This window comes from Mesorhizobium sp. M0761, assembly GCF_040320205.1.
In the GTDB taxonomy this organism is placed as follows: domain Bacteria; phylum Pseudomonadota; class Alphaproteobacteria; order Rhizobiales; family Rhizobiaceae; genus Mesorhizobium.
The window spans coordinates 1-24,904 of record NZ_JAMYPF010000036.1 but is presented as its reverse complement, the minus strand read 5'-3'; the positions used below and the strand labels follow the sequence as shown (position 1 = coordinate 24,904).

Here is a 24,904-nt window from a genome sequence, read left to right as displayed (position 1 = left end):
CGCGAGCACAAGAAGCTCGCTCTGCGCCAAGCCGCATGACCAGCATCATGGCTGCCCCATTTTGCAGAACTTGACGCACACAACCCCGCCTGAGCGAAGGCGCCAAGCAGGCACTTTAAGAAACGACGCGTGTCCGATTTGTTCGAGGCGCGGGGCCTATATGTCCCCAAGGAACCAATATTATTGCGTGGTGTCACATTTATATTTCTACGGGATTAAGACACGTGCAGTAGGGAAATTGCACATTTGCGCGAGTGGCTCATTTCCAAGAGTGTGCCAGTTTGGCATATTCACGGCCGACATGAGCCAGCCGGTAGCTCACCACACGGTGAGGAAGGAGAAGCCTCAGGCCACTTTCTCCCGGAGCGCGCGCGCTGCAGCGACCATGTTCATGAGGGCAGGGCGGACCTCCTCCCATTTGCGTGTTTTGAGGCCACAGTCCGGGTTTACCCACAGTTGGCCGTCGGACAGTCGCTCGCGGGCAAGCATGACTAGGTCCGAAATCTCGCAGACCTCCGGCACACGTGGTGAGTGAATGTCATAGACGCCGGGACCGATCTCGTTCGGATATTTGGAGCTCGTGAAGGCGTCCAGCAGTTCCATCTTCGAGCGCGACGTCTCAATCGAAATGACATCCGCATCCATTCCAGCGATCGCGTCGATGATCTCGTTGAACTCCGAATAGCACATGTGGGTATGGATTTGAGTCGCGTCCTTTACACCCGTTGAAGCGATCCGGAAGCATTCGACAGCCCAGTCGAGATAGGCTTTCCAGTCAGATTGGCGCAGTGGCAATCCTTCGCGAAACGCGGCCTCATCGATCTGGATCATCCTTGCGCCGGACCTTTCGAGATCCGTCACTTCGTCGCGGATGGCGAGCGCGATCTGGCGGCAGGCTTCGGAGCGGGGTACGTCGTCGCGAACAAAGGACCAGTTGAGAATGGTGACTGGGCCTGTGAGCATTCCCTTCAGGGGCTTTTCCGTAAGCGACTGGGCGAATTGCCACCAGCGCACCGTCATCGGATTGCGCCTCGATACGTCCCCGAAGATGATGGGGGGACGCACGTAGCGCGACCCATAGCTTTGTACCCAGGCATGCTGGGTGAAGGCGAAGCCAGACAGCTGCTCGGCGAAATGCTGAACCATGTCATTTCGTTCGAACTCACCGTGCACCAGCACGTCCAGCCCGATCTCTTCCTGCCAACGAATTGCCGACTCGATCTCCTTCTTCAGGAAGATCTCGTAGTCGACATAACTGAGCTGGCCCTTCGCATGAGCGGCCCGCGCGCGGCGTACCTGCGGCGTCTGCGGGAAGGACCCGATTGTCGTCGTCGGGAACGGCGGCAGCCCGAGCGTACCGGCCTGGACTCTGGAGCGCTCGCCAAAAGCGCTCTCTCGTCGTTTCATGCTATGGTCAATGCTGGCGATCCGCCCCTCAACAAGCGGGTCATGGATCTTCGTGGACGTCACGCGAGTGGCGGCAGCCTCGGCAGACGCTTTCAACGCGCCTGCCACCGCATCCCTGCCTTGGGACAGGGCCCGGGCCAGCAAGACCAGCTCGTCGGTCTTCTGGGCCGCGAAGGCGAGCCACGACCTGATGTCGGCCTCGAGTTCCGTCTCCATGCGCAGGTCAATCGGCACATGCAGCATCGAGCAAGAAGGCGCGATTTCGACGCGGTCCAAGGGCCAGCCGGCGACGATCGGTTTGATGCGGTCGAGAATGGCGGGCAGGTTCGCACGCCAGACGTTGCGGCCATCGATCAAGCCGAGCGAGAGCACCAGATCCTTCGGAGCGAGCCGACCCACCGTTTCCAGCTGCTCGGGAGCGCGCACGAGATCAATATGCAGGCCGGCCAGGGGCAGAGAAACCGCGGTTTCGAGATTGTCTCCCAGCGACCCGAAATACGTAGCCAGCATGATCTTCAGCTCGGGCGCGGCTTTCGACAGCTGGCCATAGGCGAATTCGAACGCAGCTCGTTCGTTCGGGTTCAGATCGAGGACAAGCGCTGGCTCATCGATCTGCACCCAGTCGGCTCCCGACAACTTCAGCCTCTGTAGAAGCTGCTCGTAAACGGGCAGCAGCTGCGGTAGGAGCGCGATGGGACCGAACCCTTCGGCAGGCGATTTCGCCAGCTTGAGGAAGGTGATGGGTCCAAGGATGACTGGGCGTGTGTGAATGCCGAGAGCTTTAGCCTCGAGGAAGTAATCGACCGGCTTCGTTGACGAGAGGGCGAACGTCTGATCATCATGGAGCTCCGGCACAATGTAGTGGTAGTTGGTGTCAAACCACTTGGTCATTTCCATCGCGGTTACACCAGGTCCATGAGCCGCCTCCTGGTGACCAGCGTGTCCACAATCCTCCGTCTGACCCTGGTTGCCGCGCGCCATTGCGAAGTAGATGTCAAGTGGGACCTCGCCGCTATTCCAGCCGTACCGGGATGGAATGGCGCCGACCGTGGCTGCGGTGTCGAGCACATGGTCGTAAAGCGAGAAGTCGTTCGAGGGGATTTTTGACACGCCGCGATCGCGCTGCTCCTCCCAGCTAGCGGCACGGAGTGCCTTCGACGTCCCAAGAAGGTCGCCAGCGGACGATTTTCCGGACCAGTAGCTTTCAAGGGCGAATTTCAGTTCTCGCCGACGACCGAAGCGCGGCACGCCGAGCGTTGCTACAGGAATTTGCTGAGAGACAGTCATGTCATACCCCGATGATTGGGGCGTCGGTGACAAGGAAGGCGCTAGCAGGCCGGCATCAACGCCGGGTTGCAGCGGCCACCGAGACACCCCGCCCGTGGACGTAATTCGCGTGGCAGGTCTCCTGGCTCGCGGGGTCATAGCCTACCCGTCTTCCTGAGGGTATTCGCCTCAGTGACATGATTGGGGTTGGCTCGCCGCTAACAGTTGCGGGGGCAGCGCCGGCATCGCACCGGCTTCCCTCTTAGCTCCGCGGCGGCAGCGCCGCACGCGAGAACCACGACACGCAGACAATCACAGCAGTTCGCTCTTTTGTCAATGGCGCATAACGAAATGTTTATGTCGTTATGTGATCGCGCTTTTACGCTTGTCTAACATAGTGAAATATTCAGTCGCCCATTGGCGGCGCTGCTCCGCTGCCACCATTGTCCAACTAATGAATTCCTGTCGGGCTGCGACATTCCCTCGCAGGTCGCCGACGAAGGATTTCGGCCAACACTTCAAGCGCGTGACAACGTCGTTAGAATGCAGAAGATCGCATTGGGGGCGATGTTTAACGATGCGGCCGCAAGCCGTGCGTGCGGGCAGAAGCGGTTTTCACGGAGTGAGCGCCAAACGGTGGTCCGAGGGGAAATGGCACGCCAGTCGTCATCACGGATAACTAGTACCGTTCCACAGAGATTGTGATGGGTTGTTTTAGCGCAAAATCGGAAGCGCTTCCGGAGGAATTCGGACGGCCCCGGGCGTGCGCGAGATCGAGGCCGGCTTTTTCTAAAGTGATCACCATCTGGTGGACGGACGGAGCGGTGACGTCGAAGTGGCGCTGCATGTCGGCTTCGGCCGGGGCTGTTTGAAGATCCGGGCATAGATGAAGGCCAAATACTGGCCTTAAAGCTGCGTAGAGCGCGGCTGCGGCGCGGCTTGTCGTTCGCCAAGTGACTGACTCATTTCCGGATTCATCTGCGCCTGCACGCTGAAGGAGGTGCAGGTGAGTATAAAGTTTTGTGGACCTTAGCCAATCGGAAGCGTGATCAACTTGACGCGCTATGAGCGGGGGGCGCCACGCGACGCGCAAAATAAAACGCGCACAGATCCTCTTGGCCGCGAACGACGGCGTGAGCGACGAGGTGATCGCCGCAACCCTTGAAGGTCTCGGGATCGACGATTTATCGGACACGGCGCCGCTTTGTGGAAGCGAACCTGGAGGGAGCGCTCTCCGAGGAGCGGCGACCCGGCGTTGAGCGCAAACTATCGAGCAAGGAGGAGGCGCTTGTGGTGGCGACCGCCTGCTCAAAGCCGCCACCGGGACGGGCCCGCTGGACCCTCGAACCTCCTGGCCGAGGAGATGGTCCGGCTCACCGACCATGAAGAGCTGTCTTCTGAGACCGTCCGTCGACGGCTGGCGGAGAACCATCTGAAGCCCTGGCGCAAAGACATGTGGTGCATCCTCAAGATCGACGGAGAATACGTCGCCCGCACATGGAGGGAGATTGAGTCTGATCCGATTTTGCACACGATGACGTAATTGCTGCCGTCGCTCCTTTGAACGAAGACTCGGTGGACGGCAAAAGCCGCCGACCAGTGAGATCAAGGAGGCCGCAGTGAAGCAATATGTCGGATTGGATGTGTCGCAGCGAGAGACCAGCGTTTGCGTCGTCGATGATGCTGGAAGGGCTGTCTTCCAAGGGAAAGTGAAGTCCGATCCGGGAGCACTGACCGAGTTGCTCCGCAAACGCGCACCGCACACCGAGCGCATCGGATTCGAGACGGGCGCCATGTCCAGTTGGCTCTGGCATGAGCTTAAACGGGTCGGAATGCCGGTTGTCTGCATTGATGCTCGACATGCGAAGGCGGCACTTTCAGTTCGAATGAACAAAAGTGATGAGAACGATGCCCGCGGCCTGGCCGAGCTGGTTCGCGTCGGCTGGTATCGGGAGGTCAAGGTCAAAAGCACAGAGAGCCAGGCAACCCGATCCCTCCTGGTGGCGCGATCGCGACTTATCGCCATCCGCCGCGATCTCGAGAACCAAGTCCGGTCAATGCTGAAGGAGTACGGGCTGCAGTTCAGTCGCTCAATCGGTGCGCAGCTTCGGCTAAAGGTCGAGGCGTTGGTTGTCGACGGGCATCAGCTTCGATCCGTGATCGAGCCGCTTCTGACCGTCCATGAACAGGCTTGCAGGGAACAGGAAAAGCTGGACCGGCAGGTACGACGCCTTGTTCGTGAGGATGACACCACGCGCCGGCTTATGACGGTTCCTAGCGTCGGCGTCGTGACGGCGTTGACCTACCGCCATACGATCGATGATCCTTCGCGCTTTTCCTCGGCCAGTGACGTCGACGCCTACCTTGGTCTGACACCGCGGCGAAAACAATCTGGGGGAACAAATGTCAACGGCCGTGTCTCACGCTGGGGGAGATCGGCTGTTGCGGACCTATTTATACGAAGCGGCCAGCGTCCTCAAGCACCGGACAAAGAAATGATCGATGCTGAAGGCGTGGGGCGTTCGCCTGTCGAAGCGGATAGGTATGAAAAAGGCAAAAGTGGCGGTAGCTCGCAAGATCGCGGTTCTGCTCCACTGGCTCTGGGTTAACGGCACCAGCTTTGAGTGGGGCGGCGAAAAGATGGCGTGACAACCCGCGCTCGATCACAATCGCGGGTCCGCTTCCGAAACCCGTGATGTCCCCGCCGGGCGGTGGTTGTGGTGACCTCGTTGAATCGGCTGACGTCGACTTCGAACTTCGTTGCACACGCTGAGGCGCCCAACCCGATGGGGTTCGTTGGGGTCAAACTCCTGTTGCGTTTTTTTGGACCGTGTCGCCCGAGGGTCACTCGCTTCTCTTCGCGTTCGCGCAACCGATACATCAACATGGACGACCTGCGCGAGCACAAGAAGCTCGCTCTGCGCCAAGCTGCATGACCAGCTTCATGGCCGCCCCGTTTTTGCAGAATTTGACGCACACAACCGACCATTTGCGAAGCACAAGAAGGAGACACTTAGGGCACCCCTACATGCAGCCAATAGTCTGTGGCGGACGACCACATCACCTTTTGCTGAACTTGACGCACGCAACCCGCTGCTGCGATTTGGCGATGTGCCGCGGCGATCGAACAGGGCCCTGACTCCTCGCGTTTGTCGGACCCGGTACAAAGGCCCATTCAGTTGTTCGTTTTGCTCCAGCCTGAACGCTGAAAAGCAGCCAAAAAATCTCTTTTCACTCGATAGCCAGATTGGCATAAATTTTGAGACGTTCATTGATGTCGGAAGCGACGCCGACTTGTATCACAGCAAACCGATGCTCATCGTGAGGAGTAAGGATTTCCCATGTCGATGTCTATCTTGATAGATGAAGTCTCTTGCGCAAGACAACTCAATGCCCGCAACACAAGAGTTATTGATAGCTGTGGCGCTAAGGGGCGAGGCGTATTCGCAGCTGTGGATCTTTTGCCTGGAGAAATTGTTGTTAAAGGGGTAGTTGCTCGCATGGATCGTAGTCGGACAACGAACTCCATTCAACTGGATTGGAATGTCCACGCCTTGTTCGAGGAGCCAGTGGTCATTTTAAATCATTCTTGCGATCCCAATTTAGCTATAGTTCCGAATCATCTCGGAGCGTACGATTTTATCGCTGTGCGTCAAATCGCTTCTGGCGACGAAGTGTGCTTCGACTACGCTACGACGGAATCCGAATGCATCGGTGTATCAGTCTGTCTTTGCTCAGCGGCAAATTGCCGAGGTTCAGCCGCAGGCTTTGACAAGTTGCCCCGTGATCATCCGTTGGTCGTGTCGGGATTCCACGCGCCGTACCTCTCTCTACAAAAATCCGTGGCGATTTCCAAAAGGATAGGGATTCTGCAATTCGGCGGATTCTAGCATTTGCTTTGGCCCCCTTCATACAGAACCTCGAGGAGCATGCGTGGCCATGTCTACCCTGCATGATACTGTTGATGCAAATGAGACTCGCTTTGTGAATGCGGTTGATATTCCTTTGGACCAGGGCGAAAGCTTCAAAAAGAACGGATTCCTGAAGATCAACGGATTGTTTAGTCCCGCCTGCATACAGGCTCTCAGAGAGGCGGCCTTGCTGAACATCAGGTCAGCGTCCGACCTCGACACAAAATACGGAAGCGGGTTCAAGCGGCTGACCTATGGCCTAGGGCAGACTACAGCGTTGCGACACATCTACACAGCCAACTCATTCCGCAAGGCAGTGGTCGGCCTTATCGGTGACCCGCTCATAGTGAGCGAGGGTCTGGCCTTCGAATTGAGCAAAGGCGAGACCGGCTTCACTTGGCATTACGACTCTCTCAGCTTCCGTTTCATTCGGCCAGTCGATCCAGGATACAGCATCTGGGTTCCCTTGAATAGGATCGATCCGGATAGGGGCGGGGGTATGGCTTACATCCCAGAGAGCCTATTATCTGGGCTTTTCAATTTTCAGCTCTCAAGTTTGCTTTCAAAGAAGATGCGCAAGGGTGGAGATATTAGCGTCATGTCGTCACCACTGCAAAAAATATTCTCTACGTCGAGCCTACTGGAGGAAGTTTTCGAGGAGAATAAGCTGGAAGACGAATTTGACCTGGGAGATGCGCTACTGTTTACGAAGTCGGTTTGGCATCGAACGAGCCCCTTGAAAAAGAGCGGACCTGAATCGCGTCTGGCTATAGCCATTCGTCTTCTAGATTGGCGTTCCCGTCTAGACCGAGGGATGTTTGAGGGAGAAACGGATAGCGGTGGGGGTATGGGGATGGGCGTCAACTGGGGAAAGCCAAAGCAAACATTTTACGGATCGCAATTTGTCGATGTTGCTGATGGAGATGAGCTTCGCAAATCTCGCTTTTGCGGGCCTATTATCTGAAGCCGATCAACTACATGGGCCGACTTCGCCCGCTTCATCGACGACGGCACCTTCGCCGGTTCCCAGCGCGGCGCCGACCGCACCGCCGTTATGCTTACGACGTCGACCCGAAAGCCGGCTCGCCGATGTCCTGGCGCGCATTGCCGATCTTCCCGCTCGGTCTGCACGAATTACTGCCCTGGCATTGGAAGTGCCGGCGCGAACCGACAAGTCCGCCGACCAGCAGGCCGCCTGACCTTCACGCATCGCCAGCATAGAGCCGGCCGCGCCCACGCGTGCGTGCCGATCATGCGGCCTTCGTCGTATGCGTACGGTCTAACGTTAGCTTGAATTCTTCGCAGGCAGCATAGGCGACGAAGCCACCGATTCGGGATTGCCTGGCTGCATTGGCTGGAACTCGAGATCGTCATGCCGATGCGTGAAATTGACGGGGGCGCCATGGCGATGGCCGACGGGGGCGCCATGGCGATGGCCCAGGCGGTAGTGTCCCAGTCAGATTGTCACGCATCTGCGCGCGGCCGAGATAATGGATGTCGTCATTATAGCGGTCGTCGGTTGAGCACAGTGCGATCACGGTTTTAAGCGCGGCGGGCGGCGACCTGGAGCCCGTTGAAGCCGCCCGTCTTCGGGGAGCCAGATGCGGGCAGCTAGTCTAGTTTCACACCCGGTATTCGGCATTTGAGCCGCCGAGACAACCTGCCGCGTTAACAAGATCCGTCAGATGAAAGACATCCGTGTGGTCGCCGATTTCCCGCGCAAGGTGCGCGAGATTGAGAACCTGTGGATCCCGATGCCAGATGGCATAAACATCAATAAGCGCTTCTCTCTTGATAGATAGACGCCGCGTATGTGGCGAACACTTCTGTTCTGGCTTCGGAGCAGCGATCGTCTGCACATTCCTTTTATCTTTCTGTATCAGCCACCGTTCGCGCCTTCCACGCTGCGAGCATTCCCTCTTCCTTCTCCGGCGTAAGCGCGAAATCGGGTTTGGCCCTGCGCCCTGGAGGCACCGCGCTGGAATTCCACCAGGCAAGGGTATCGCGCACCGTCTCGGCAAGAGGGCGGTGGGTGAGTCCAGACCTTAGGGCCTTGTCGAAGTTGATGCTCGCGGAGCCCAGAGCGTCGCCGCACAGCGGCACCCAAGGCACGACCTCGTCTACACATTCTCCTCCAGGAAGTCATAGTCGTCGATCCAGGTAAAGCGTACGTGGTTCTCAGAGACACCGAGGGATGCGCGCACCCCGGTGAGGAAATCGGTCATCGACAGCGGAGTGCGCGGACCCGCCACGTTGTAAGTGCCGGTCGCCTCCAGTTCCACCATCCGGATCATCCACTCGGTCAGATCGCGCACGTCCACAAATTGTACGGCGTCCGTCCGACGACCGGGCGCGAGTATTTCGCCGCCGCGCTCGACCCGCTGCGGCCAATAGGGGAAGCGGTACGTAGTGTCCCCCGGGCCGACGATGTAGTGAGGCCGCACAATGATAGTTCTCCCGAGGAATGCCTTTTCGACCTCGATCTCCGAGAGCGCCTTGCGTACGCCGAAGCTGCTCCACCCATTGGACGGGTTCTCTATCAAAACCGGCTTCACAGCCTCGCTAATGTCCGTCGTGACGTAGGGGAAATAGACGCCGGTGGAGGACACATACATGTAAAGCTTTGCACGATCCCGCAGCAACTCTGCAGACAACCGGACCCAAGCCGGGTCGGTGGCGGAGTTGTCAATGACGGCGTCCCATGACGCGGCTTTCAGCGAGTCAAGGTCGTTGCTCCTGTCGCCGCGCAGGTACTGGACGCCTGGAGGGAGATCTGCCTGCCCGAGCCCGCGGTTGAAGACGGTCACGGTGTGTCCTCGCTGGACGGCGTAGCGCACCTCGTGGGCTCCGATGAAGCCGGTACCGCCCAAAATGAGGATGCGGAGCGGAACATTGGTCTTCTGGATGGGAGTCATTATGTCAATCGTTCGATTAGCGGCCATCGACTGATTCGAAGTTGTTGGCAATACCAGGAGCCATTTTCAATTTCTGTCCAGGGATTTTTATCCTTCGCATGGACTAGTACCGTTCCACAGAGATTATGCCTCGTTGACGGGATAGGCTTTGCAGAGTTTTTCGCGAGCCTTCTCGGTAGTGAACATCCACTGGATCTGAGAGCCTTCGGCGTTGCGCCGCTGTTCCCGAGCGGCGACCTCGGCGAGGATCGTTTCCTTGTCATCGATGCGACTGTCCAAGCATTGGCTGCGCAGGACGCCGATTTCGATTTCCACCATATTCAGCCAGCTGGCGTGTTTTGGCGTGTGGTGGAACTGAAGCCGCTTCAGCACCCGGCGAGCCTCCGGTGCGGGGAAGGCGTCGTAAAGCGCCCCAGCTGAGTGGGTGGAGAGGTTATCCATCACCACCCGGAAAATCGAGGCCTCGGGATAGTCGACGTCGACCAACTCAGCATGCACTCGGCGAAGTCTTGGTTGGTAAGCCGGTCGGTGATCTTCACCCGGCGCCAGGGACGGTGTGCGTCGAGGAAGACGAATAGATTGACGGTGCCGTTGCGGCAGTCATAGCGCTCAGGCTAGCCCGGCTGAGCGGGAATGGGCTCACGCATCTCTCCGAAGCGAATGGCTGTCGCTATCAGCGAGCCTTGACACAGTTCGGCCACTGCGATGATCGCGTCAGTAGGGCAGCTGGTTAGTTGCCCGCGCATCTACAGCAACCCAGCCCGTTCCGCCTCGCGGCGCAAATTCTGCCTTGGCCTTGGGCCGATCTGCTGGATCATTAGGCCGGCCGCCAGCGAGCCAAGGTCGCCGCAGGTCTTGAGGTTGCGGCCTTGGGTGTATCCATGCAGGAAGCCGGCAGCGTAGAGATCGCCGGCGCCCGTCGTGTCGACCAGCTCCTTGATCGCGGTCGCCTTGATGATCACGGTCTCGTCGCCGCGCACGATAACCGAGCCCTTTTCCGAGCGGGTGACGGCGGCGATCCGGCAATCCTTGCGGATCTGGCCCAGCGCCTCGTCGAACGACGACGTCTGGTAGAGCGACTTGATCTCGTGGCTGTTGGCAAAGACGATATCGACCGTGCCCGAGCGCATCAGGTCGAGGAATTCGTCGCGGTAGCGGTCGACGCAAAACGAATCCGACAGTGTCATGGAGACTTCGCGGCCAGCCGCGTGCGCCAGCTTCGCCGTCTGGCCGATCGCTTCCTTGGCGCGCGGCGGGTCCCACAGATAGCCTTCGAAATAGGTGACCTTGGCGCCAGACGCCTTGTCGGCCTCGACATCCTCCGGCCCAAGCTCGACGCAGGCGCCGAGATAGGTGTTCATCGAACGCTCGCCGTCAGGGGTGACGAAGATCATCGACCGCGCCGTCGGCGGCTCTCCCTTGAGCGGCCTGGTGTCGAAGGCGACACCCTGTGCATGGATGTCGTGCGCGTAGATTTCGCCCAGCGGGTCGTTAGACACCTTGCCGAAGAAGGCGGCGCGGCCGCCGAAGGAGGCAACACCGGCCGCCGTGTTGCCGGCGCTGCCGCCGGAGGCCTCGATCGCCGGGCCCATGCGGCTGTAGAGCAATTCGGCGCGCTGCGTGTCGATGAGATTCATCGCACCCTTGATGATGCCGTTGGTCTCGAGGAATTCCTCGTCGCACTGGGCGATGATGTCGACAATCGCATTGCCGATGCAGAGCACGTCATAATCCGGCATCAATGTCTCCGCCAAAAAACCCGGGCCGGCTTCTTGCCACGCCTGCCAGGCGCGGCTCTGCCCGGTGGAAATGGGCTTTCCGCTTGCCAATCCGTTCGCCGGCGGCTCTCACGGGGCGGCGAGTCCTGCCTCGCGACGCAATTCGTCCGCCCTGTCTGTCTTCTCCCAGGTGAAATCAGGCTCTTCACGGCCGAAATGGCCATAGGTCGCTGTATTGCGGTATATAGGGCGTAAGAGATCAAGCATCTTGATAATGCCTTTCGGTCTGAGATCGAACAACTCAAGAATGAGGCGCTCGATCCTGCTTTCCTCAACCCTGGCTGTCCCGAACGTGTTGACCATGACGGAAACCGGACTGGCCACGCCGATTGCGTAAGCAAGCTGCACCTCGCACACGTCCGCAAGTCCGCTAGCGACGATGTTCTTTGCGACATAGCGGGCTGCATAGGCAGCCGAGCGGTCAACCTTGGACGGGTCCTTGCCCGAAAAGGCGCCGCCGCCATGACGACCCATCCCGCCATAGGAATCGACGATGATCTTGCGTCCAGTGAGACCGCAGTCGCCGCGCGGCCCGCCGACTACGAACCGCCCCGTCGGGTTGACCAGAATTCTGATGCCTTCCGTCTCCAGGTGGGTCGGCAGGACAGGCTTTATGATTTCCTCAATGACGCCCTCGCGGACAGTCTCTTGCGAGACCTGCTCGTCATGTTGCGTCGACACGACGATGGTATCCAGGGCGACCGGGCGCAACCCCTCATAGCGCACTGAGACTTGGGATTTCATGTCAGGACGCAACCAGCCAAGCTGTTGTGCCTTCCGGACATACGCCTGCCGTTTCGTCAAGCGATGAGCGAGCTGGATCGGCAAAGGCATCAGGGTATCGGTTTCGCGGCATGCGTAGCCGAACATGAGGCCCTGATCTCCCGCTCCCTGCTGGAGGTCTTGCCCTCTTCCCTCGTCAACGCCTTGGCTGATGTCGGGCGACTGCTCGGTGAGGGCATGAACGACGGAGCAACGCCGGCCGTCAAAGCCGACGGCCTCGTCGTCGTACCCAATGTCGAGAATCGTATCGCGCGCAACTTGGCTGTAATCCACCTGGGCATCGCTGGTGATCTCGCCAGCCAGAACGACTATCCCTGATTTTACCAACGCTTCACAGGCGACGCGCGCCTTGGGATCTGTGCGGAGGATGGCATCGAGGATGGCATCCGAGATGTTGTCGGCCAACTTATCCGGGTGCCCCGCGCCAACCGATTCGGAAGAGAACACGAACTGCCTAGCCATGAATACCTCGCTTCGGATGTTGGATGTGGTATGGGCATTTTGCTTGGCCCACCTTACTTGTCGCAGATGCCCGGGACCTCGAACGCAGCGCACAAGTCGGCAACGTCTCTTCGCACGCAGGCATGGAGATCTTCGTCGTCTGGCCGCTGGAGGACGGAGTCAATGAAGCCAGCAATTTGCACCATTTCCACATCGCGCATGCCCATTGACGTCACTGCTGGCGCCCCCAGGCGAATTCCGCTTGTGACCGCCGGATGCCGCGGGTCGCCAGGCACCATATTAAAGTTTGTGATGATTCCTGCCTTTGCTAGTCGCTCGGCATAGGCCTTGCCCGATAGTGGCCGATCGCGAAGATCAAGGATCAGCATGTGATTGTCCGTCCCCCCGGTAACCAGGTCATAACCTCGCTCAAGCAGTGCATGTGCCAGAGCCTTGGCATTCTTGACCGTCTGTTGGCCGTAGCTTCGGAAGGACGGGTTCGCGGCTTCGTGCAAGGCAACCGCTAGCGCAGCGATGGCATTCATGTGGGGCCCGCCTTGCAGGTGAGGGAAGACCGCCCGGTCTATTCGTCTGGCGAGATTGTATTTGCTCTTTGTATGATACAGGGCCTGATAGCGATCTTCGTTCCTTGACAAAATGAAGCCACCGCGGGGACCGCGGATCGACTTGTGGGACGTGCTGCTGACCACGTCGCAATGGCCCACGGGATTCGGGTGCGCTCCCGCGGCAATCAGGCCGCTGATGTGCGCAATGTCGGCTACGAGATAGGAGTTCGCTTCCAGGGCAATTTCTGCCATTGCCGCGTAGTCAAAGACACGCGGGTAAGCGGTTCCGCCGACCCAAATGAGCCGCGGCCGTTCCCGCTTGGCTGTCTCGCGCAAGCGGTCATAGTCAATCTGCTGTGTCTTTTCATCTAGTCCATAGGGCACGCGTTGATAGTCAGTTCCGGAAAAGTTGATGGCCCAACCATGAGTCAGATGGCCCCCTTCCGGAAGGGGCAAGCCCATGACTTTGTCACCGGGACTCAAAAGCGCACGATAGACAGCCTGGTTGGCCGGCGAGCCGGAATAAGGCTGGACGTTGGCATGCTCGCTGCCAAATAGCGTTTTCAGGCGCTCAATGGCCAGATCCTCAAGCTCATCAACGATCTCGTTTCCAGCGTAGTAGCGCGCGCCGGGGTACCCCTCGGCGTACTTGTTCGTGAAAATCGAGCCGTTCGCTTCCAGCACGGCCGAGGACGCAAAGTTCTCTGAGGCGATGAGCTTCAGGGTCGTCCGCTCCTGCCGCTCCTGTCTCAGAAGCAGCTCGTGGACGCGGCAATCAACCGCGGCCAAGGAAGACCGCCCGTGGGTGTCCGGCTGTGCGATCGCGCCGTCTGCGGAGTTGTCCATGGTAGCTTCGCGCTCCAATTGGATTGACCTATTTCACGATCAAGCACGCGGTCCCTTTCGGCCGCGTGTCTCGTACCGCTTCGAGCCGCTGCAGGTCCTGTTTATGATAGCCGTCGCGATGGGGCAGGAGATCGACCAATAATTGAACCAGCCCGCCGTCGTTGGATCCTGCGTTGAGATGGTACGAGCGCCACGGAGGCTGTTCGTTGCAGCAAAGAAAGTCGGCTCTGGCGAGCAGCCGGACGTGTCGCGCAACCCGCTCTCGACACACGCTCAGAATCTCCGCTAGCTCGCAGACAGTTAGGTCCGCATGCGCACAAAGGCCCAGGATTCGAAGGCGGTCAGGATGCGCTGCCATGCGTAGGCGACTAACCAGTGTCATCATGGCTCAGGACCAAGTCCTACCGAATTTCTCATTCGCGTCCTCCACAGAAGTCGCAGCTTTTGAAGGTTGTCCAACGACCGGACAAATCTCGGTGGCTGTGGCGACTGCCGATATCGCCCTGTCGAACAACAAAGGGCGTTCTTTTGCCTTTAGCCGAAATTGCAAGCAGTTCGGCCAGTCGAAGACAAGCGGGGCCACGGTTTGGAACCACTGACCTCAGACGTTGCAATAAGCCTACCATTCACAGCGAGCCGGAGTTGCTAAGAGTCTATGAATTTCCTTGAAGGATCTGTTGCAACGTTTGCCCAGCCTGGCCTGCTCCCGGTTTGCAACGGTCATGGTCAGGCGATCCATCGCCTCTGCGAGCACGGAATTGCCCTGCATCGCATCGCTGATCAGCTCCTGAAGGCCGGGACGCAACAGCGACCCGCCGCAGATCGCGCGGTGGGTATTGCTGTCGACGACTGTCCAGCCTTGCTTTTCAGCACGCAAGCAGCAGAGCCGCGACTGATCCTCGATCGAGGCGTCTCGGTGATTGTCAGTTGAGTAGCGAGCGCCAAGCGCGACCTTCATGAGGCGGCCCCCTTACTCCGGGACGCGGTCTCGCGTCTGGCTATCCGTTTCGGCTTGAACGAAATCCCGTGCGGCCTGTCGTGCCAGCAGCCGGACCAGATTGACGAAGCGTCGATCGGGCTTCGGCGACGCAGACACAGCCGATTCGCGGGCCGCGCCGGCGACCACACGAAGCTTTTCGGCTGTTGCCGTTTCGGCGCGCTACGATCGCGTTCCTGTCCTGACGCGAAATACTCCGTTTCGCGACAATGATGCCAAGCAGTGCTTCGACAAGCTGGAATTCTATCAATAACGCGCGTCGCGCAGGAGCCAGTGCTGGCCGATGACGGGGCACCTTGTGCTCCGAAGAAGCCAGCTATATATCCGGATAGAGAACGGAGGCACGCGATGGGCAACACTGCACAGAAGAGAGCCATCGAGAATTATCGCTCTCGCCTGGCTGAGCGCGGCATCGCGCGGTTCGAGATCCAGGCGTTCGACGCAGACCGCGATCTACTGCGAACTCTTGCCCGAAAATTAACGGAGAGCGGGCCGGATGCCCGACAGCTTCGTCGGACCATACAGCAAGCCGTGGCGGGTGAGCCACCGAAAGCGGGCAGCATTCTCGCCGCGTTGCGTCGCTCGCCTCTGGTTGGCTCCAATCTCGACCTCAGCCGGCCGCGCGAAGAGGGGCGCAAGATCGACCTGTGACGCGCTACCTTCTTCATACCAATATCATCAGCAACGTCATAAAGCCGGAGCCTTCGGGCTCGTTGCTGGCCTGGATGGGCGCGCAGAAGGACGAAGACCTCTTCATTGCTTCGCTTACTGTCGCCGAAATTCGCCGAGGCATCCTAGAGAAGCCGAAGGGGAAAAAGCGCAGCAGCCTTGAAACTTGGTTCGAGGGCTCCGAAGGCCCGCAAGCGCTGTTCGCTGGCCGCGTGCTATCGTTCGACGAGAAAGCTGGCCTCGTGTGGGCGCGGCTGGTGGCCAACGGCAAAGCCAGAGGCCGTTAGCGGAGCGCCCTAGACACAATCATTGCCGCTATAGCTGAAGCCAACGAGTGTGTCGTAGTGACCGACAATGAAGAGGACTTCGAGGACGTTCAGATAATCAACCCGCTCCGTAGCTCTGGAAGCCAAGCGGGTGATGATAGCTCCAACGGTCCGGCCGATTCAATTTGAGGATTTCAGCGGCACGGAGTCCGAACGTCTCGTGTTCGCCTACCTTTAGCGATGGCTGGATTGATCTTGCTTAGTTCGGCCAGGGACGTCTCTTCCAGTTCCGCTTTAATGCCATCCCGGTTCATCCAGTCAGCTCGATCTACCAGCAGTTCGCACGCACGAGCGCCGCGGACAAGGCGCGATCGCAGGGACTGCGCGATACGCGTGTCGAGCTCGTCCATCTTACACTCGATCTTGTCTTCGAAGGCCTCTCGCCAAACGCCACTGTAGTCGATCCCGCGTGCGGCTCGGGGGCCTTCTCATCGAGGCTTTCTCGCGACTGGTCTGGCGCGCTACCAATAGCAAGTTCGCCCGCCGGGTACTCGTCGGTCTGTACTCTCTGGGCGTCCACATCAACTGCGGAGCTCTTGGCGTCGCCGTGTTCTGCCTTTGGCTGGCAGCTCTCGAGCTCGACGAGCAGCCGATCAGCGACACCCGCGACCTCAAGTTCGACCCGGTTCCCTCGATAACCCTATTGGCAGATTCAGTCGGGGAGGATCTGCCCACTCCGATCACAAGCCGATCTGTCGACCCCGTGGTCGGGAATTCTCCATGGACCTTCGTGAAGAAGGAATGCAGCGCCGAAAGCCGAAGCGCTTCCGATACATCGACGCCCCTTCCAAGACGGAGCCCCGATTAGGCATTCCTGCCACTCTATCTAGCCGACCCCCGTGGCCGCGTTGCCGATCGGTGCGCACTGGTCGCCTACATCGCCCCGGCACGTGAAGATCGTCTCTGCTGACGCTCGTTGAGCAATTCAGGCCGCCTCCGGCTGGCGTTTGATCAGCGTCAGCGTCAACCAGCGCGCGGTCAGCGCCGGCTTTCTCGAGCCCTCGATCTCAATCGTCACCCCCAGCGCCGTCTGCACCCAGCCCGACGGCCTGACCTTGATGTCGGCCAGTACGAAACGGGTGCGGATGCGCGATCCGGTTTTCACCGGCGCCAGGAAGCGCAGCGATTCGAAGCCATAGTTGACACCCATCTTGCAGTTTTCGAGCGGCCGCATGGTCTCGAAAGTCATCGCCGACAAAAGCGAAAGCGACAGGAAGCCATGTGCGATGGTGCCGCCGAACGGCGTCTCGCGCTTGGCGCGCTCCGGATCGCAGTGGATGAACTGGTGGTCATCGGTGGACTCGGCGAACTGGTCGATCATCCGCTGCGAGACCACCCGCCACGGCGACACGCCGACTTCCTTGCCGACGCTGGCCAGAAGCTCGTCGAGACTGATCGGTTCCAAGCTAATGTCCTCCATTTCAACCGTCCGAAGCGCGAGCGGCTTCATTCCGTGAACAGTGTCAGCCCCTGCTGCACCGACTGCCGGCCATCCATCGGCAGGATGGCCCCGGTGAGATGACCGCCGTCACAGCTGCACGAATAGAGCGTTCCGCCGGCAATCTCATTCGGCGCACCGATGCGGCCGATCCGAACATGGCTGCAGACGAGCCGGCTTGTACTCGGTCGCGGTGCGCGTCCTGCAGGCCGCCGAAAGCAGCTCGTCTTGCTACGGATGATCATTCCGCCGGCGCCGCTATGCGGTATTGTCGCAGATTGATAAAATCAATTGTCTGGATAGGAACCATCCGTGTCTCGAATGGTGGAGGAGTAGTCCAGCAGACGGGGTGGCTTGTGGTCCTTCTTGAAGCGCGCCGACCTCATTGGCCGCTAGCTGTGCGCCGGCAAGAAGCGCCAGTCCAATGACATTGGGTGTCGACACGGCAAAGCGGCATCAGACGCTACTTCATGATGCGGGATGGCGCTTGCTTCAAGAACCGCTCGGCCTGACGTGGAAGCCAGCACCGGATCTGGATTGTCGGTGCGCGGATATTCGCGCAGCACAGCGGCAACCGCAGCGACGATCGATCTCAGCCGTTGCGAGCATGCCGATCTTGGTGGCGGCCACTCTGTTAGGCTGAAGCGTAGCGCGCATCTGATCCGCCACCGGACGGGGTTGCGTAACTTGGATTTCCAGGCGTGTTCATGGGTTTGCACCGTCAGCGCGCTGACAGCAAGGCAGGTGCGCACGCCACTGGAAGCGATCGTCTGGATCTCGCGGGCAATTCCAGCCCCCACCGCTGGTGTCTGACCCGACAGCAACGAGCACATGCGGTTCTCGCCTCGGCGCCATTGCTCTGTCTTTCGATCCATTCTCGCGTGCGCGCTTCTGGGGCGTCGTTCAGCGCAAAGTCGGTGACCACGGCTGCGCTTTCCGCGCCAGCCTCGAAAAACGCCTTCGAGACGGTCAAGTTGAGGCCGCCGATGCAGACCAATGGGATCGGCGCGACCTGGTGCTTCCACTCGCTGATCCGCTCGAGTCCTCGCGACGCCCATTCATCTTCTTGAGGCTGTTGGATAGACTGGGGCGAGCGCCACATACTCCGGTTCCGCCACTGGCGCCGTTTCCAGTTCGGTGTGATCGTGGATCGGCAGGCCGAGCTTCAATCCGACGTATTTCATCGCCAGCATCGGCGGCAGCCAAATCCTTTTGACCAAGATGGACGAAGTCGCAGCCTTCCTCGATTGCCGTGCGCCAAATGTCGTTGACTCACTTGGCAACCATGGACCGCGCAGGCGTCGTTCGCGCGGCGGATTTCCGTCTGCAGTCCTTTCTCGTCCATATCCTTTATCCGGAGCTGCACCAGACTCACGCCGAGCGGAACCAGCCGGTCAATCCAGCCGGCACGTCCACGACTTCATGAGTAGACGGCCCTGCCGATCGTCGGTGGGTAGCGCCGTTCGAGCATTCCCGAGCTGAAAGCTTCACGACCGGCATCGACCGCTTTGCCGAACGCACGCGCCATGCCGACCGGATCGGCCGCCCTCGGGACCGCCGTGTTCAGGAGCACGGCGTCAAACCCGAGCTCTATGACGGTCGCCGCGTACGACGGCCGTCCGAGCCGTGCATGCACAATCAACGGAATGTAGGGGGAATGTCCGCGCATCAACTGGACCTCGGAGCTCAACGCTTCATCGCATTAGAATGAGCGTTCGAAACGCAGGATACCGCCGACACTGCTCTTCTTGTTGGCATTGGTCCAGTTCACTTCGGAAGCTTTCACCTTTCCGACGGCGGAGCCTCCGTAGCGGTCATAGTCGAGTTCAGCCGTAACTGTGAAATCTGGAAGGAACGCATAGGCGACGTTCGCAGCGACACCATAGTTGTTGAGCTGATCACCCGAGAGCTGAAGGTTGAACGAAGCTGACTCGGTGAGCTCGTAACCGGCGCCAGCCCAGAAAGCCCAGTTCCCGCCCCAAGGTTTATAGAAACCGCGACCATGAGCGTCTACCGAATTCGTCGAGCCGTAGTTGAGCTGGCCATGGGAACCGTAGCCCAACATTCCGGATAGCAACAGTCCGTTGGTGACATTGATGTCGACACGGACCTTGGCGGCCACCGATTCGTACTTGCTATCATAAGCTGCAACGCCGGTGATCGCTCCCCAGCCATGTGCGTATTTCAAGCCGCCTACTATGTGGGGAGCGTAGCTGTCGATTGTGCCGACCACGTCCGAGCCTTGTTCCAGCGAAACCACGGCCGAAAAGCCGTTCCCTGCGTCCAAGTAGTACTGAACCACATTGGTATCGAAAGCGCCGTACGGAGCCGGCGTCTGGTTCAGTACATCACCCGCGCAGCCAATAAACATGTCGAAAGCCGACCGGTCCTTACCAACTCGCAGGCCACCAAGCTGAATCCAGGCGATAGTCAGGCTGCTGCCTCCGTTCAAGGCATAGGACCGAGAACTGTCCGAAACCGATGTCTGGTGGCTGCCGAAGTTCACGCGGGTTTCGGTGTAGGTCTTCAACGTCCCGCGTTCGGTCTCCTGGCCGGTCCAGGTTTTCAATGTGAAGCGTGTGTTGTTTTGCCACGCGCTCTGATGCTCACCAGTCCTCACATCCGAGGTTCTTGAGTGGTCAAACAATCCGACGTTGTAACGGACAGAGCCGCCGATTCTCAGGCAGGTCTCGGGGCCTGAAATGTAGACGTAGCCCGAACCGTAGACGTCGCAGATCTTGACGTACTCAGTCGGGTCAGGCTCGGCGGCGGTGGTGACGGCGCGAGCGTTGGAAACGGCAATCAGTGCCGCAGTTGAGCCGAGGAGGAGGCTCCTAATGGTCATTGTCGATCTCCGCTTTAATAATAAAGTGTGGACGAGTGATTCTGTGAACAACTTGTGCGAAGTTTTGCTGCGCCGTCGGCTAAGCCCTGAAGAAAACCTAGAATGTACTCTGGTCATTGTTGTCCAACATTTGGTTTTAGCTGCCGATAACATAATTATCGCCGATGGAGGTATGCAAAATTTTGTACAATCATCACAGTCAACTCAGCTGGTAGAGGTAGGCGTCACAAAGGGTCCTGCATCCGACCGCAAATGACGTGCCAGCCTGACGACCAGCTGCGGCTTGAAGCTCAATTGTGCGGGCGGACCTTGGTTCGCACTTCCTTGTTTTTGCCTTGCGGATCCACCCAAGCACGAACGGAAAACGTTCGGCTACAGTTCGACTGTTCGCTTCGCGACAGTTTCGTTCAATGGGGACAGCATTGTTTGTGGTGAGCCCGACGTTGAGGCATCATGCGGCGGCACCGCTCGGCACGACGCCGTCATGTTGGCGAGCTGATGCTCGACAACTACGCGCTGCAGCCTTGCACCAACAGCGCTCGGCAATAAATCTCGACCAGCGCTCAAAGTCCCGATAGGTCCGGCCGTTAGGATGGAGTGCGCAGGCCACCCCTTCACGCCGGAATTCTTCGAATGTGATGGCGATACGCTTTATCGCGTGAAGATCATCTGTTCGCGGATTGTCGAGCAGAAGGCCGAAGTTCGGGGTCGTTACAAGCGCGATTCCAAGTTCCTTTGTCCCCCTAATGATGGCGGTGCGCTGCTCGCCAAGGGTCCACCACGGTTCAATCCGATGATCGTGATTGACGCCGGTTAGAACAATGTCAGCGGTGGCGTCTATGTTGTATGTGCGACACAAGGTTTCGCGCGTTTCGAAGTGAAGCTTCCCGTGTTTGAAATCGATGAGATCGGGCAAGCGCAAGGCGAACACTTTGCCAGCGAGCGGCGTCGTTCGACTGCTTCCATGGTAGATGAGCGGCACGATATCCGCGCTCAGTTGGGCAGAACAAACGGCCGTGCGTGGAATGTCCTCAAATCCGAAGCCGCCAACCTCGCGCATCTGCTGCACAAAGAGCTGCGGCTTATGCCGCCGCCAATGCTCACGATTGGCCAAATCTTTGGAAGTTGGCTCTCCGGGATCGATGAATCTGAGAAATACGAATTCGCCATAGCGCTACTCCGGGACGCGGCACTGCCGCATCAAATGCGAAAACGTGATCGGGACCGCGCGGAAGCGCTACACCTCGCAGGTGGGCGTCCACCATCGCTCCGGAATCGCGCCGTTGCTCTGGCGCAAGAACGCGGCGAGGTACGGACTCGCGATCTCACCGACGTCGGCATCCCACGGTGCTACCTCTCCCGGATGTGCGAGGAAGGGCTGCTCGTGAAGGTCGGCTATGGGCGGTATCGAGCCGCTGCCTACGTTGAAGCGAACTGAGCTGGCTAGGCGAGTGACTTCAGGATGATCCCGGAAGTATTATCAAAGAGATCGTTCCGGAAAGTTCAGATTGGCATGTGCTCAAACGTGATCCAGAATTTCCGTTGAGCAAAGTTGGTAGTGAAAGCGCGTGACCTCGTCGGCGTGTGGCAGAAGGCGATTTCAGCTGTGATTGACAAGACCGCGCCTGCTGGTCGCTGAACGGTCAGCGACAAGAGGCCTGGCACACTAGCACACGTGAGGTCAGGGCTCATGAAAGGGTAATGCTCAACAATCCACTGAACGTCGTAATGAATGACGAGCTTGTTCTGAGTATTTAACACGTGAGCGATTTCATGGGCGTGAATTCGGTTCGTTCAGGTTGTAAGGTCCAAAAAGGTTGCAACTTACTACCGACACGGTCCCGTCATCGCGCAATTGCAATTCGATCTAACCGGCTTATTCTGGCTGTCGGGGAAATGTTACAGCGGAGGCAAACCGTGAACGATTTGCTGAACAAACCGGCTACGCCCAGGTCAAGACATTTCAATCTGAAACTGGCTGTCGCAGCCGTGTCTATCACTTACGCGCTTTTCGGCGTCTACGGCAAATCCTTCGGCGATGCATTCTTCGGCATCATTCTGGCGTTCATAGCCTTCCTCGACGAGTATGGATTTGACACGAACCGTTATGTCGATGCGGCGCGGCAAAAGTTGCAAAGGTTCTATCGGCAAGGTGATAAGATCGCGCGGGTTCTCGTCTTCACTATCGGAGTCGGTGGAACCGCTCTGATCGTGGACTGGATATTCAGTCTCAACGTCATCCCGATCGATGTGATCGATCCATGGATAAAGCGTCTGGCGCCGGCGCTGGTCATTGCCGCGACAACGCTTTTTCTCGTGACTTTCTTTTCCAAGTTTTTCTATCAGCTCAACGTCACCGTCGCGGATCGAATATCGAACCGGATTGAGATCACGCTCTACCTGGCCACATCGCTCTTTATTGTTTCGAACATCGTCTTCTGGATCGGGATTAATGTCGAAAACGCGCTTCCCTCCTCCTCCACCGATCTGAACAGGTATGATCCAGGGCAATGGGCAGATATTTCTCCGTGGTGGCAGAATTTGCTTCTGTCCCTTGTCCTAATCTCCCTGGTTTGGCTGACCGCCAGCTTCATTTGGGCCTTCTCGCGCTACGCGGAATATTATTGGCGCGACGTACCGCTGAACTCCAAGCCCAAGAGGGCTCAGAACCAGGACGGCAGAAGTACGAAATCCAAGTAACAGCCGCAGGTTGGCGGCAGCGATTGATCATGTTCGACCGGAATTGCCGGTGTTAGATAGGAGTGGCTTCTTCGATGTAAAAATGGGCGAACTTATTGTGGTTGCGTGGAGCCTGAGGTCGGTAAGGTCCGAACCCGGCGCACTGCGGGACGTCGCTGAACTCAAAGCGTGCGTCGACGGTGGGATGGACTACAGCCTCCGGATTGATCTCTCGGAGTTTGACCTTGTAGCCTAGTTTGGCGGTCAATCATGAGAGCCACGTAGGGGGCCGGCAAACAAAAGGCCTGTGATCTTGAGCCGAAGCCAGGGCTTGTTGGCTCGCTTGGCTTCGCCCAGTTCCAGCCTCAGCTTGTGCAGGAAGGTTTCGAGAGTGCCCTCGTCTTTCGGCCAATCCGTTGGCATAGACGGTCTTTAAGGCGGAGTCCTTGTAACGGACCGTGCGGCTACGAGCCGGCCTCGGCTACTTTGCGTCCGAATTGGCGTTACGCTAGTATCGGGGATTTATTTGCTAGGAGTGGGACATGGGCATTAACGATATTTCGACAGATCCATTGGCTGACCTCGAGGACGCTTGTGACCTTAAGGATGGCAGTTGCGCCGGGCGCACTCACTTCATCCTCCACCAGACCGTGGACGGAAAGCTCACCTACGACACAGTGAAGCCTTGGATTGGGAAAAAGCGTAACAAGTCGCACGCGGTAATTCTCAAAACGGGAGAGGTGGTCCATTTGTGGCCATTCCAAGAGACGAACGTGTGGGCGACGAAGGCAGAGTCCGGCTTGAAGCCAAAGAACGGAAAGCTGCCTAAGTTCGATCTTAAGGGCAAGGCAATCAACATTGAAATAGACTACGAGGAGGGGGGCTCTCCGAACTCGGCGCAGTACACGAGCCTAGCGGCTTGTTATATTGGCGCTTGCCGTACGGTCGATCGAGTTCTCACGATCGTGCCACATCTAGAAGTCGATCGCGGGATTCCGGACGGCCACAGTGACCCGCAGAACTTCAATTACACGGGATTCTACGAGCGATTGAACGATCTGGGCGTGGACATGGATCGGGTTCCTCGGTTCGACCATGACCGATATTGGGCAAAGGAGTCGTACAAGGTCCCGTACGCGGATGATTGGTTTTCATGGCCACCGGTGCTGACCGGCGACCCGCATGCCAAACCCAAGGGGGTCGAGCGAGTGGCGAGCCCGCACGGCGATCAGCGCGAGTGGGCAGGGATGCTGTCGAAAGATGCCAGCTTTCACCTCGTTTCAACTGGCGCGATTGGGGTCAAAGAGATCGATCGCCTTATTCGAAGACTTGAGCAGGAGAGGGAGATTCTTGCCGAAGAAACCGAGGAGCGGGATGAAAACTGAGACGACCACGCGCCATATCTTCCAAACGTTGATCATTACTGGGGCAGCGGCATTCTGAGGCGAGCCAGTGCTCGAGAAGGGTTCGCCGTTCTGCGCGGGCAATCGGGTGTATTTTGGGAATGGGCACGAATGGCGGACGGGAGCTAGCATCTTGTGAGTCATCTAGGAATTGCTGAAACTCCGAGCGCAAAGATGCCACAGGTGGGCTGCTGATAGCTACGCCTGAAGGAGCGCACTTCAGACAGTCGCTTATCGATGTATGAAGTTAGGTCCTTGAGATAAACGCCTTTGGCATTCTTCTGGCTTCTTTCCTGCTCTGGCTAGCGGAAGCTCAATTTTCCAGCGCTCACTGTACGAAAAAATTGGTGAGCGTCTGTTGTTCGACAGCCATCGGCAAGCGCTCAGAGGCGCCGAAGGCGCGTTCGTCATGTTGCTCCCATCTGGGCGCCGTCGCCCGATTGCAAAGGAGCAAAGGGCGTGATCGCAAGCTAGTCGAGGCGCTCGGCAAGGCAGCTCCGCCGGTTGTGTGCGTCAAGTTTTGCAAAATGGGGCAGCCATGATGCTGGTCATGATGCTGGTCATGCGGCTTGGCGCAGAGCGAGCTTCTTGTGCTCGCGCAGGTCGTCCATGTTGATGTATCGGTTGGCCTCCA

Annotated in this window: 17 protein-coding genes, 7 pseudogenes and 1 riboswitch; of the genes and pseudogenes, 11 read left to right on the top strand and 13 right to left on the bottom strand. The window is 58.4% G+C overall.

Annotated elements, in window-relative coordinates:
* Nucleotides 1–345 precede the first annotated feature (345 nt).
* Nucleotides 346–2,694 (bottom strand): 5-methyltetrahydropteroyltriglutamate--homocysteine S-methyltransferase, encoded by a 2,349-nt coding sequence (metE, locus tag NKI32_RS31050; protein WP_353005160.1) that lies wholly within the window; start codon nt 2,692–2,694, stop codon nt 346–348.
* A gap of 94 nt (nt 2,695–2,788) precedes the next feature.
* A riboswitch (cobalamin riboswitch) is annotated at nt 2,789–2,988 on the bottom strand.
* 749 nt (nt 2,989–3,737) lie between these two features.
* Between metE and NKI32_RS31045 the strand changes: the two are divergent.
* From NKI32_RS31045 to NKI32_RS31025, 5 genes and pseudogenes are all read left to right on the top strand, one after another.
* A pseudogene (locus NKI32_RS31045) lies at nt 3,738–4,168 on the top strand (helix-turn-helix domain-containing protein); the annotation flags it as partial.
* Between the two features lie 124 nt (nt 4,169–4,292).
* A pseudogene (locus tag NKI32_RS31040) lies at nt 4,293–5,322 on the top strand (IS110 family RNA-guided transposase).
* Nucleotides 5,323–6,014: 692 nt separating this feature from the next.
* A complete protein-coding gene (locus tag NKI32_RS31035; protein ID WP_353005157.1) occupies nt 6,015–6,563 on the top strand; it encodes an SET domain-containing protein-lysine N-methyltransferase in 549 nt (182 codons plus the stop codon).
* Between the two features lie 49 nt (nt 6,564–6,612).
* The gene (locus NKI32_RS31030) at nt 6,613–7,548 is read left to right on the top strand and encodes a phytanoyl-CoA dioxygenase family protein (protein ID WP_353005154.1); all 936 of its coding nucleotides are present in this window, start codon (nt 6,613–6,615) and stop codon (nt 7,546–7,548) included.
* Nucleotides 7,549–7,563: 15 nt separating this feature from the next.
* Nucleotides 7,564–7,783, top strand: a pseudogene (locus tag NKI32_RS31025) (IS66 family transposase); the annotation flags it as partial.
* A 423-nt stretch (nt 7,784–8,206) separates the two neighbouring features.
* On the opposite strand, the gene NKI32_RS31020 reads toward NKI32_RS31025, so the two are convergent.
* From NKI32_RS31020 to NKI32_RS30985, 7 genes and pseudogenes are all read right to left on the bottom strand, one after another.
* Nucleotides 8,207–8,443, bottom strand: a complete 237-nt coding sequence (locus tag NKI32_RS31020) for a hypothetical protein (RefSeq protein ID WP_353005152.1) — start codon at nt 8,441–8,443, stop codon at nt 8,207–8,209.
* 261 nt (nt 8,444–8,704) lie between these two features.
* Complete coding sequence (locus tag NKI32_RS31015; RefSeq protein WP_353005150.1) at nt 8,705–9,499, bottom strand: NAD-dependent epimerase/dehydratase family protein; 795 nt, start codon at nt 9,497–9,499, stop codon at nt 8,705–8,707.
* A gap of 123 nt (nt 9,500–9,622) precedes the next feature.
* Nucleotides 9,623–10,152: pseudogene (locus NKI32_RS31010) on the bottom strand (transposase); the annotation flags it as partial.
* 93 nt (nt 10,153–10,245) lie between these two features.
* A complete protein-coding gene (locus NKI32_RS31005; RefSeq protein ID WP_353005148.1) occupies nt 10,246–11,238 on the bottom strand; it encodes an adenosine kinase in 993 nt (330 codons plus the stop codon).
* Nucleotides 11,239–11,346: 108 nt separating this feature from the next.
* Entirely contained in the window at nt 11,347–12,522 is a 1,176-nt protein-coding gene (gene metK, locus NKI32_RS31000; protein WP_023693516.1) for a methionine adenosyltransferase, read from the bottom strand.
* A gap of 53 nt (nt 12,523–12,575) precedes the next feature.
* Nucleotides 12,576–13,913 carry a serine hydroxymethyltransferase gene (glyA, locus tag NKI32_RS30995; RefSeq protein WP_352791704.1) on the bottom strand — a complete coding sequence of 446 codons (1,338 nt, stop codon included), beginning with the start codon at nt 13,911–13,913 and terminating at the stop codon, nt 12,576–12,578.
* Between the two features lie 619 nt (nt 13,914–14,532).
* A complete protein-coding gene (locus NKI32_RS30985; protein WP_353005145.1) occupies nt 14,533–14,871 on the bottom strand; it encodes a recombinase family protein in 339 nt (112 codons plus the stop codon).
* A 387-nt stretch (nt 14,872–15,258) separates the two neighbouring features.
* Between NKI32_RS30985 and NKI32_RS30980 the strand changes: the two genes are divergently transcribed.
* On the top strand, nt 15,259–15,561 hold the full coding sequence (locus NKI32_RS30980) for a hypothetical protein (RefSeq protein WP_023671839.1): 303 nt from the start codon (nt 15,259–15,261) through the stop codon (nt 15,559–15,561).
* Nucleotides 15,558–16,034, top strand: a pseudogene (locus NKI32_RS30975) (PIN domain-containing protein). Before NKI32_RS30980 ends, NKI32_RS30975 begins: the two are co-directional and overlap by 4 nt.
* A 796-nt stretch (nt 16,035–16,830) precedes the next feature.
* Here the strand turns inward: NKI32_RS30975 and NKI32_RS30970 are convergent.
* The 4 genes and pseudogenes from NKI32_RS30970 to NKI32_RS30955 form a co-directional block, all read right to left on the bottom strand.
* Nucleotides 16,831–17,325, bottom strand: a complete 495-nt coding sequence (locus NKI32_RS30970) for a MaoC family dehydratase (protein WP_353005142.1) — start codon at nt 17,323–17,325, stop codon at nt 16,831–16,833.
* A gap of 866 nt (nt 17,326–18,191) precedes the next feature.
* Nucleotides 18,192–18,742 (bottom strand): annotated as a pseudogene (locus NKI32_RS30965) (thiamine phosphate synthase); the annotation flags it as partial.
* 21 nt (nt 18,743–18,763) lie between these two features.
* Nucleotides 18,764–19,027 (bottom strand): annotated as a pseudogene (locus NKI32_RS30960) (thiazole synthase); the annotation flags it as partial.
* 18 nt (nt 19,028–19,045) lie between these two features.
* Nucleotides 19,046–20,188 carry a porin gene (locus tag NKI32_RS30955; RefSeq protein ID WP_353005140.1) on the bottom strand — a complete coding sequence of 381 codons (1,143 nt, stop codon included), beginning with the start codon at nt 20,186–20,188 and terminating at the stop codon, nt 19,046–19,048.
* Here NKI32_RS30955 and NKI32_RS30950 point away from each other — a divergent pair.
* A complete protein-coding gene (locus NKI32_RS30950) occupies nt 20,181–20,444 on the top strand; it encodes a hypothetical protein (protein ID WP_353005137.1) in 264 nt (87 codons plus the stop codon). The two genes, NKI32_RS30955 and NKI32_RS30950, sit on opposite strands and share 8 nt — an antisense overlap.
* A gap of 195 nt (nt 20,445–20,639) precedes the next feature.
* Here the strand turns inward: NKI32_RS30950 and NKI32_RS30945 are convergent, their stop codons facing one another.
* Nucleotides 20,640–21,302: a hypothetical protein gene (locus NKI32_RS30945; RefSeq protein ID WP_353005164.1), complete on the bottom strand. Its 663-nt coding sequence runs from the start codon at nt 21,300–21,302 to the stop codon at nt 20,640–20,642.
* On the opposite strand from NKI32_RS30945, the gene NKI32_RS30940 reads away from it, so the two are divergent.
* The 3 genes from NKI32_RS30940 (at nt 21,273) to NKI32_RS30930 (ending at nt 24,252) form a co-directional block, all read left to right on the top strand.
* A complete protein-coding gene (locus NKI32_RS30940; protein WP_353005162.1) occupies nt 21,273–21,626 on the top strand; it encodes a type IV toxin-antitoxin system AbiEi family antitoxin domain-containing protein in 354 nt (117 codons plus the stop codon). The two genes, NKI32_RS30945 and NKI32_RS30940, sit on opposite strands and share 30 nt — an antisense overlap.
* 479 nt (nt 21,627–22,105) lie before the next feature.
* The gene (locus NKI32_RS30935) at nt 22,106–22,888 is read left to right on the top strand and encodes a hypothetical protein (protein WP_353005135.1); all 783 of its coding nucleotides are present in this window, start codon (nt 22,106–22,108) and stop codon (nt 22,886–22,888) included.
* A gap of 521 nt (nt 22,889–23,409) precedes the next feature.
* Nucleotides 23,410–24,252: a hypothetical protein gene (locus tag NKI32_RS30930; protein WP_353005133.1), complete on the top strand. Its 843-nt coding sequence runs from the start codon at nt 23,410–23,412 to the stop codon at nt 24,250–24,252.
* The last annotated feature ends 652 nt before the right edge of the window (nt 24,253–24,904 follow it).

Coding starts and splice junctions, on each gene's coding strand:
- metE (WP_353005160.1), bottom strand. CDS start 2,694: ATGACTGTCTCTCAGCAAATTCCTGTAGCAACGCTCGGCGTGCCGCGC.
- metK (WP_023693516.1), bottom strand. CDS start 12,522: ATGGCTAGGCAGTTCGTGTTCTCTTCCGAATCGGTTGGCGCGGGGCAC.
- NKI32_RS31005 (WP_353005148.1), bottom strand. CDS start 11,238: ATGCCGGATTATGACGTGCTCTGCATCGGCAATGCGATTGTCGACATC.
- NKI32_RS31030 (WP_353005154.1), top strand. CDS start 6,613: ATGTCTACCCTGCATGATACTGTTGATGCAAATGAGACTCGCTTTGTG.
- NKI32_RS30930 (WP_353005133.1), top strand. CDS start 23,410: ATGGGCATTAACGATATTTCGACAGATCCATTGGCTGACCTCGAGGAC.
- NKI32_RS31035 (WP_353005157.1), top strand. CDS start 6,015: ATGTCGATGTCTATCTTGATAGATGAAGTCTCTTGCGCAAGACAACTC.
- NKI32_RS30950 (WP_353005137.1), top strand. CDS start 20,181: ATGGTCATTGTCGATCTCCGCTTTAATAATAAAGTGTGGACGAGTGAT.
- glyA (WP_352791704.1), bottom strand. CDS start 13,913: ATGGACAACTCCGCAGACGGCGCGATCGCACAGCCGGACACCCACGGG.
- NKI32_RS30985 (WP_353005145.1), bottom strand. CDS start 14,871: ATGAAGGTCGCGCTTGGCGCTCGCTACTCAACTGACAATCACCGAGAC.
- NKI32_RS30940 (WP_353005162.1), top strand. CDS start 21,273: ATGCCGCCGCCAATGCTCACGATTGGCCAAATCTTTGGAAGTTGGCTC.
- NKI32_RS31015 (WP_353005150.1), bottom strand. CDS start 9,499: ATGACTCCCATCCAGAAGACCAATGTTCCGCTCCGCATCCTCATTTTG.
- NKI32_RS30970 (WP_353005142.1), bottom strand. CDS start 17,325: ATGGAGGACATTAGCTTGGAACCGATCAGTCTCGACGAGCTTCTGGCC.
- NKI32_RS30955 (WP_353005140.1), bottom strand. CDS start 20,188: ATGACCATTAGGAGCCTCCTCCTCGGCTCAACTGCGGCACTGATTGCC.
- NKI32_RS30980 (WP_023671839.1), top strand. CDS start 15,259: ATGGGCAACACTGCACAGAAGAGAGCCATCGAGAATTATCGCTCTCGC.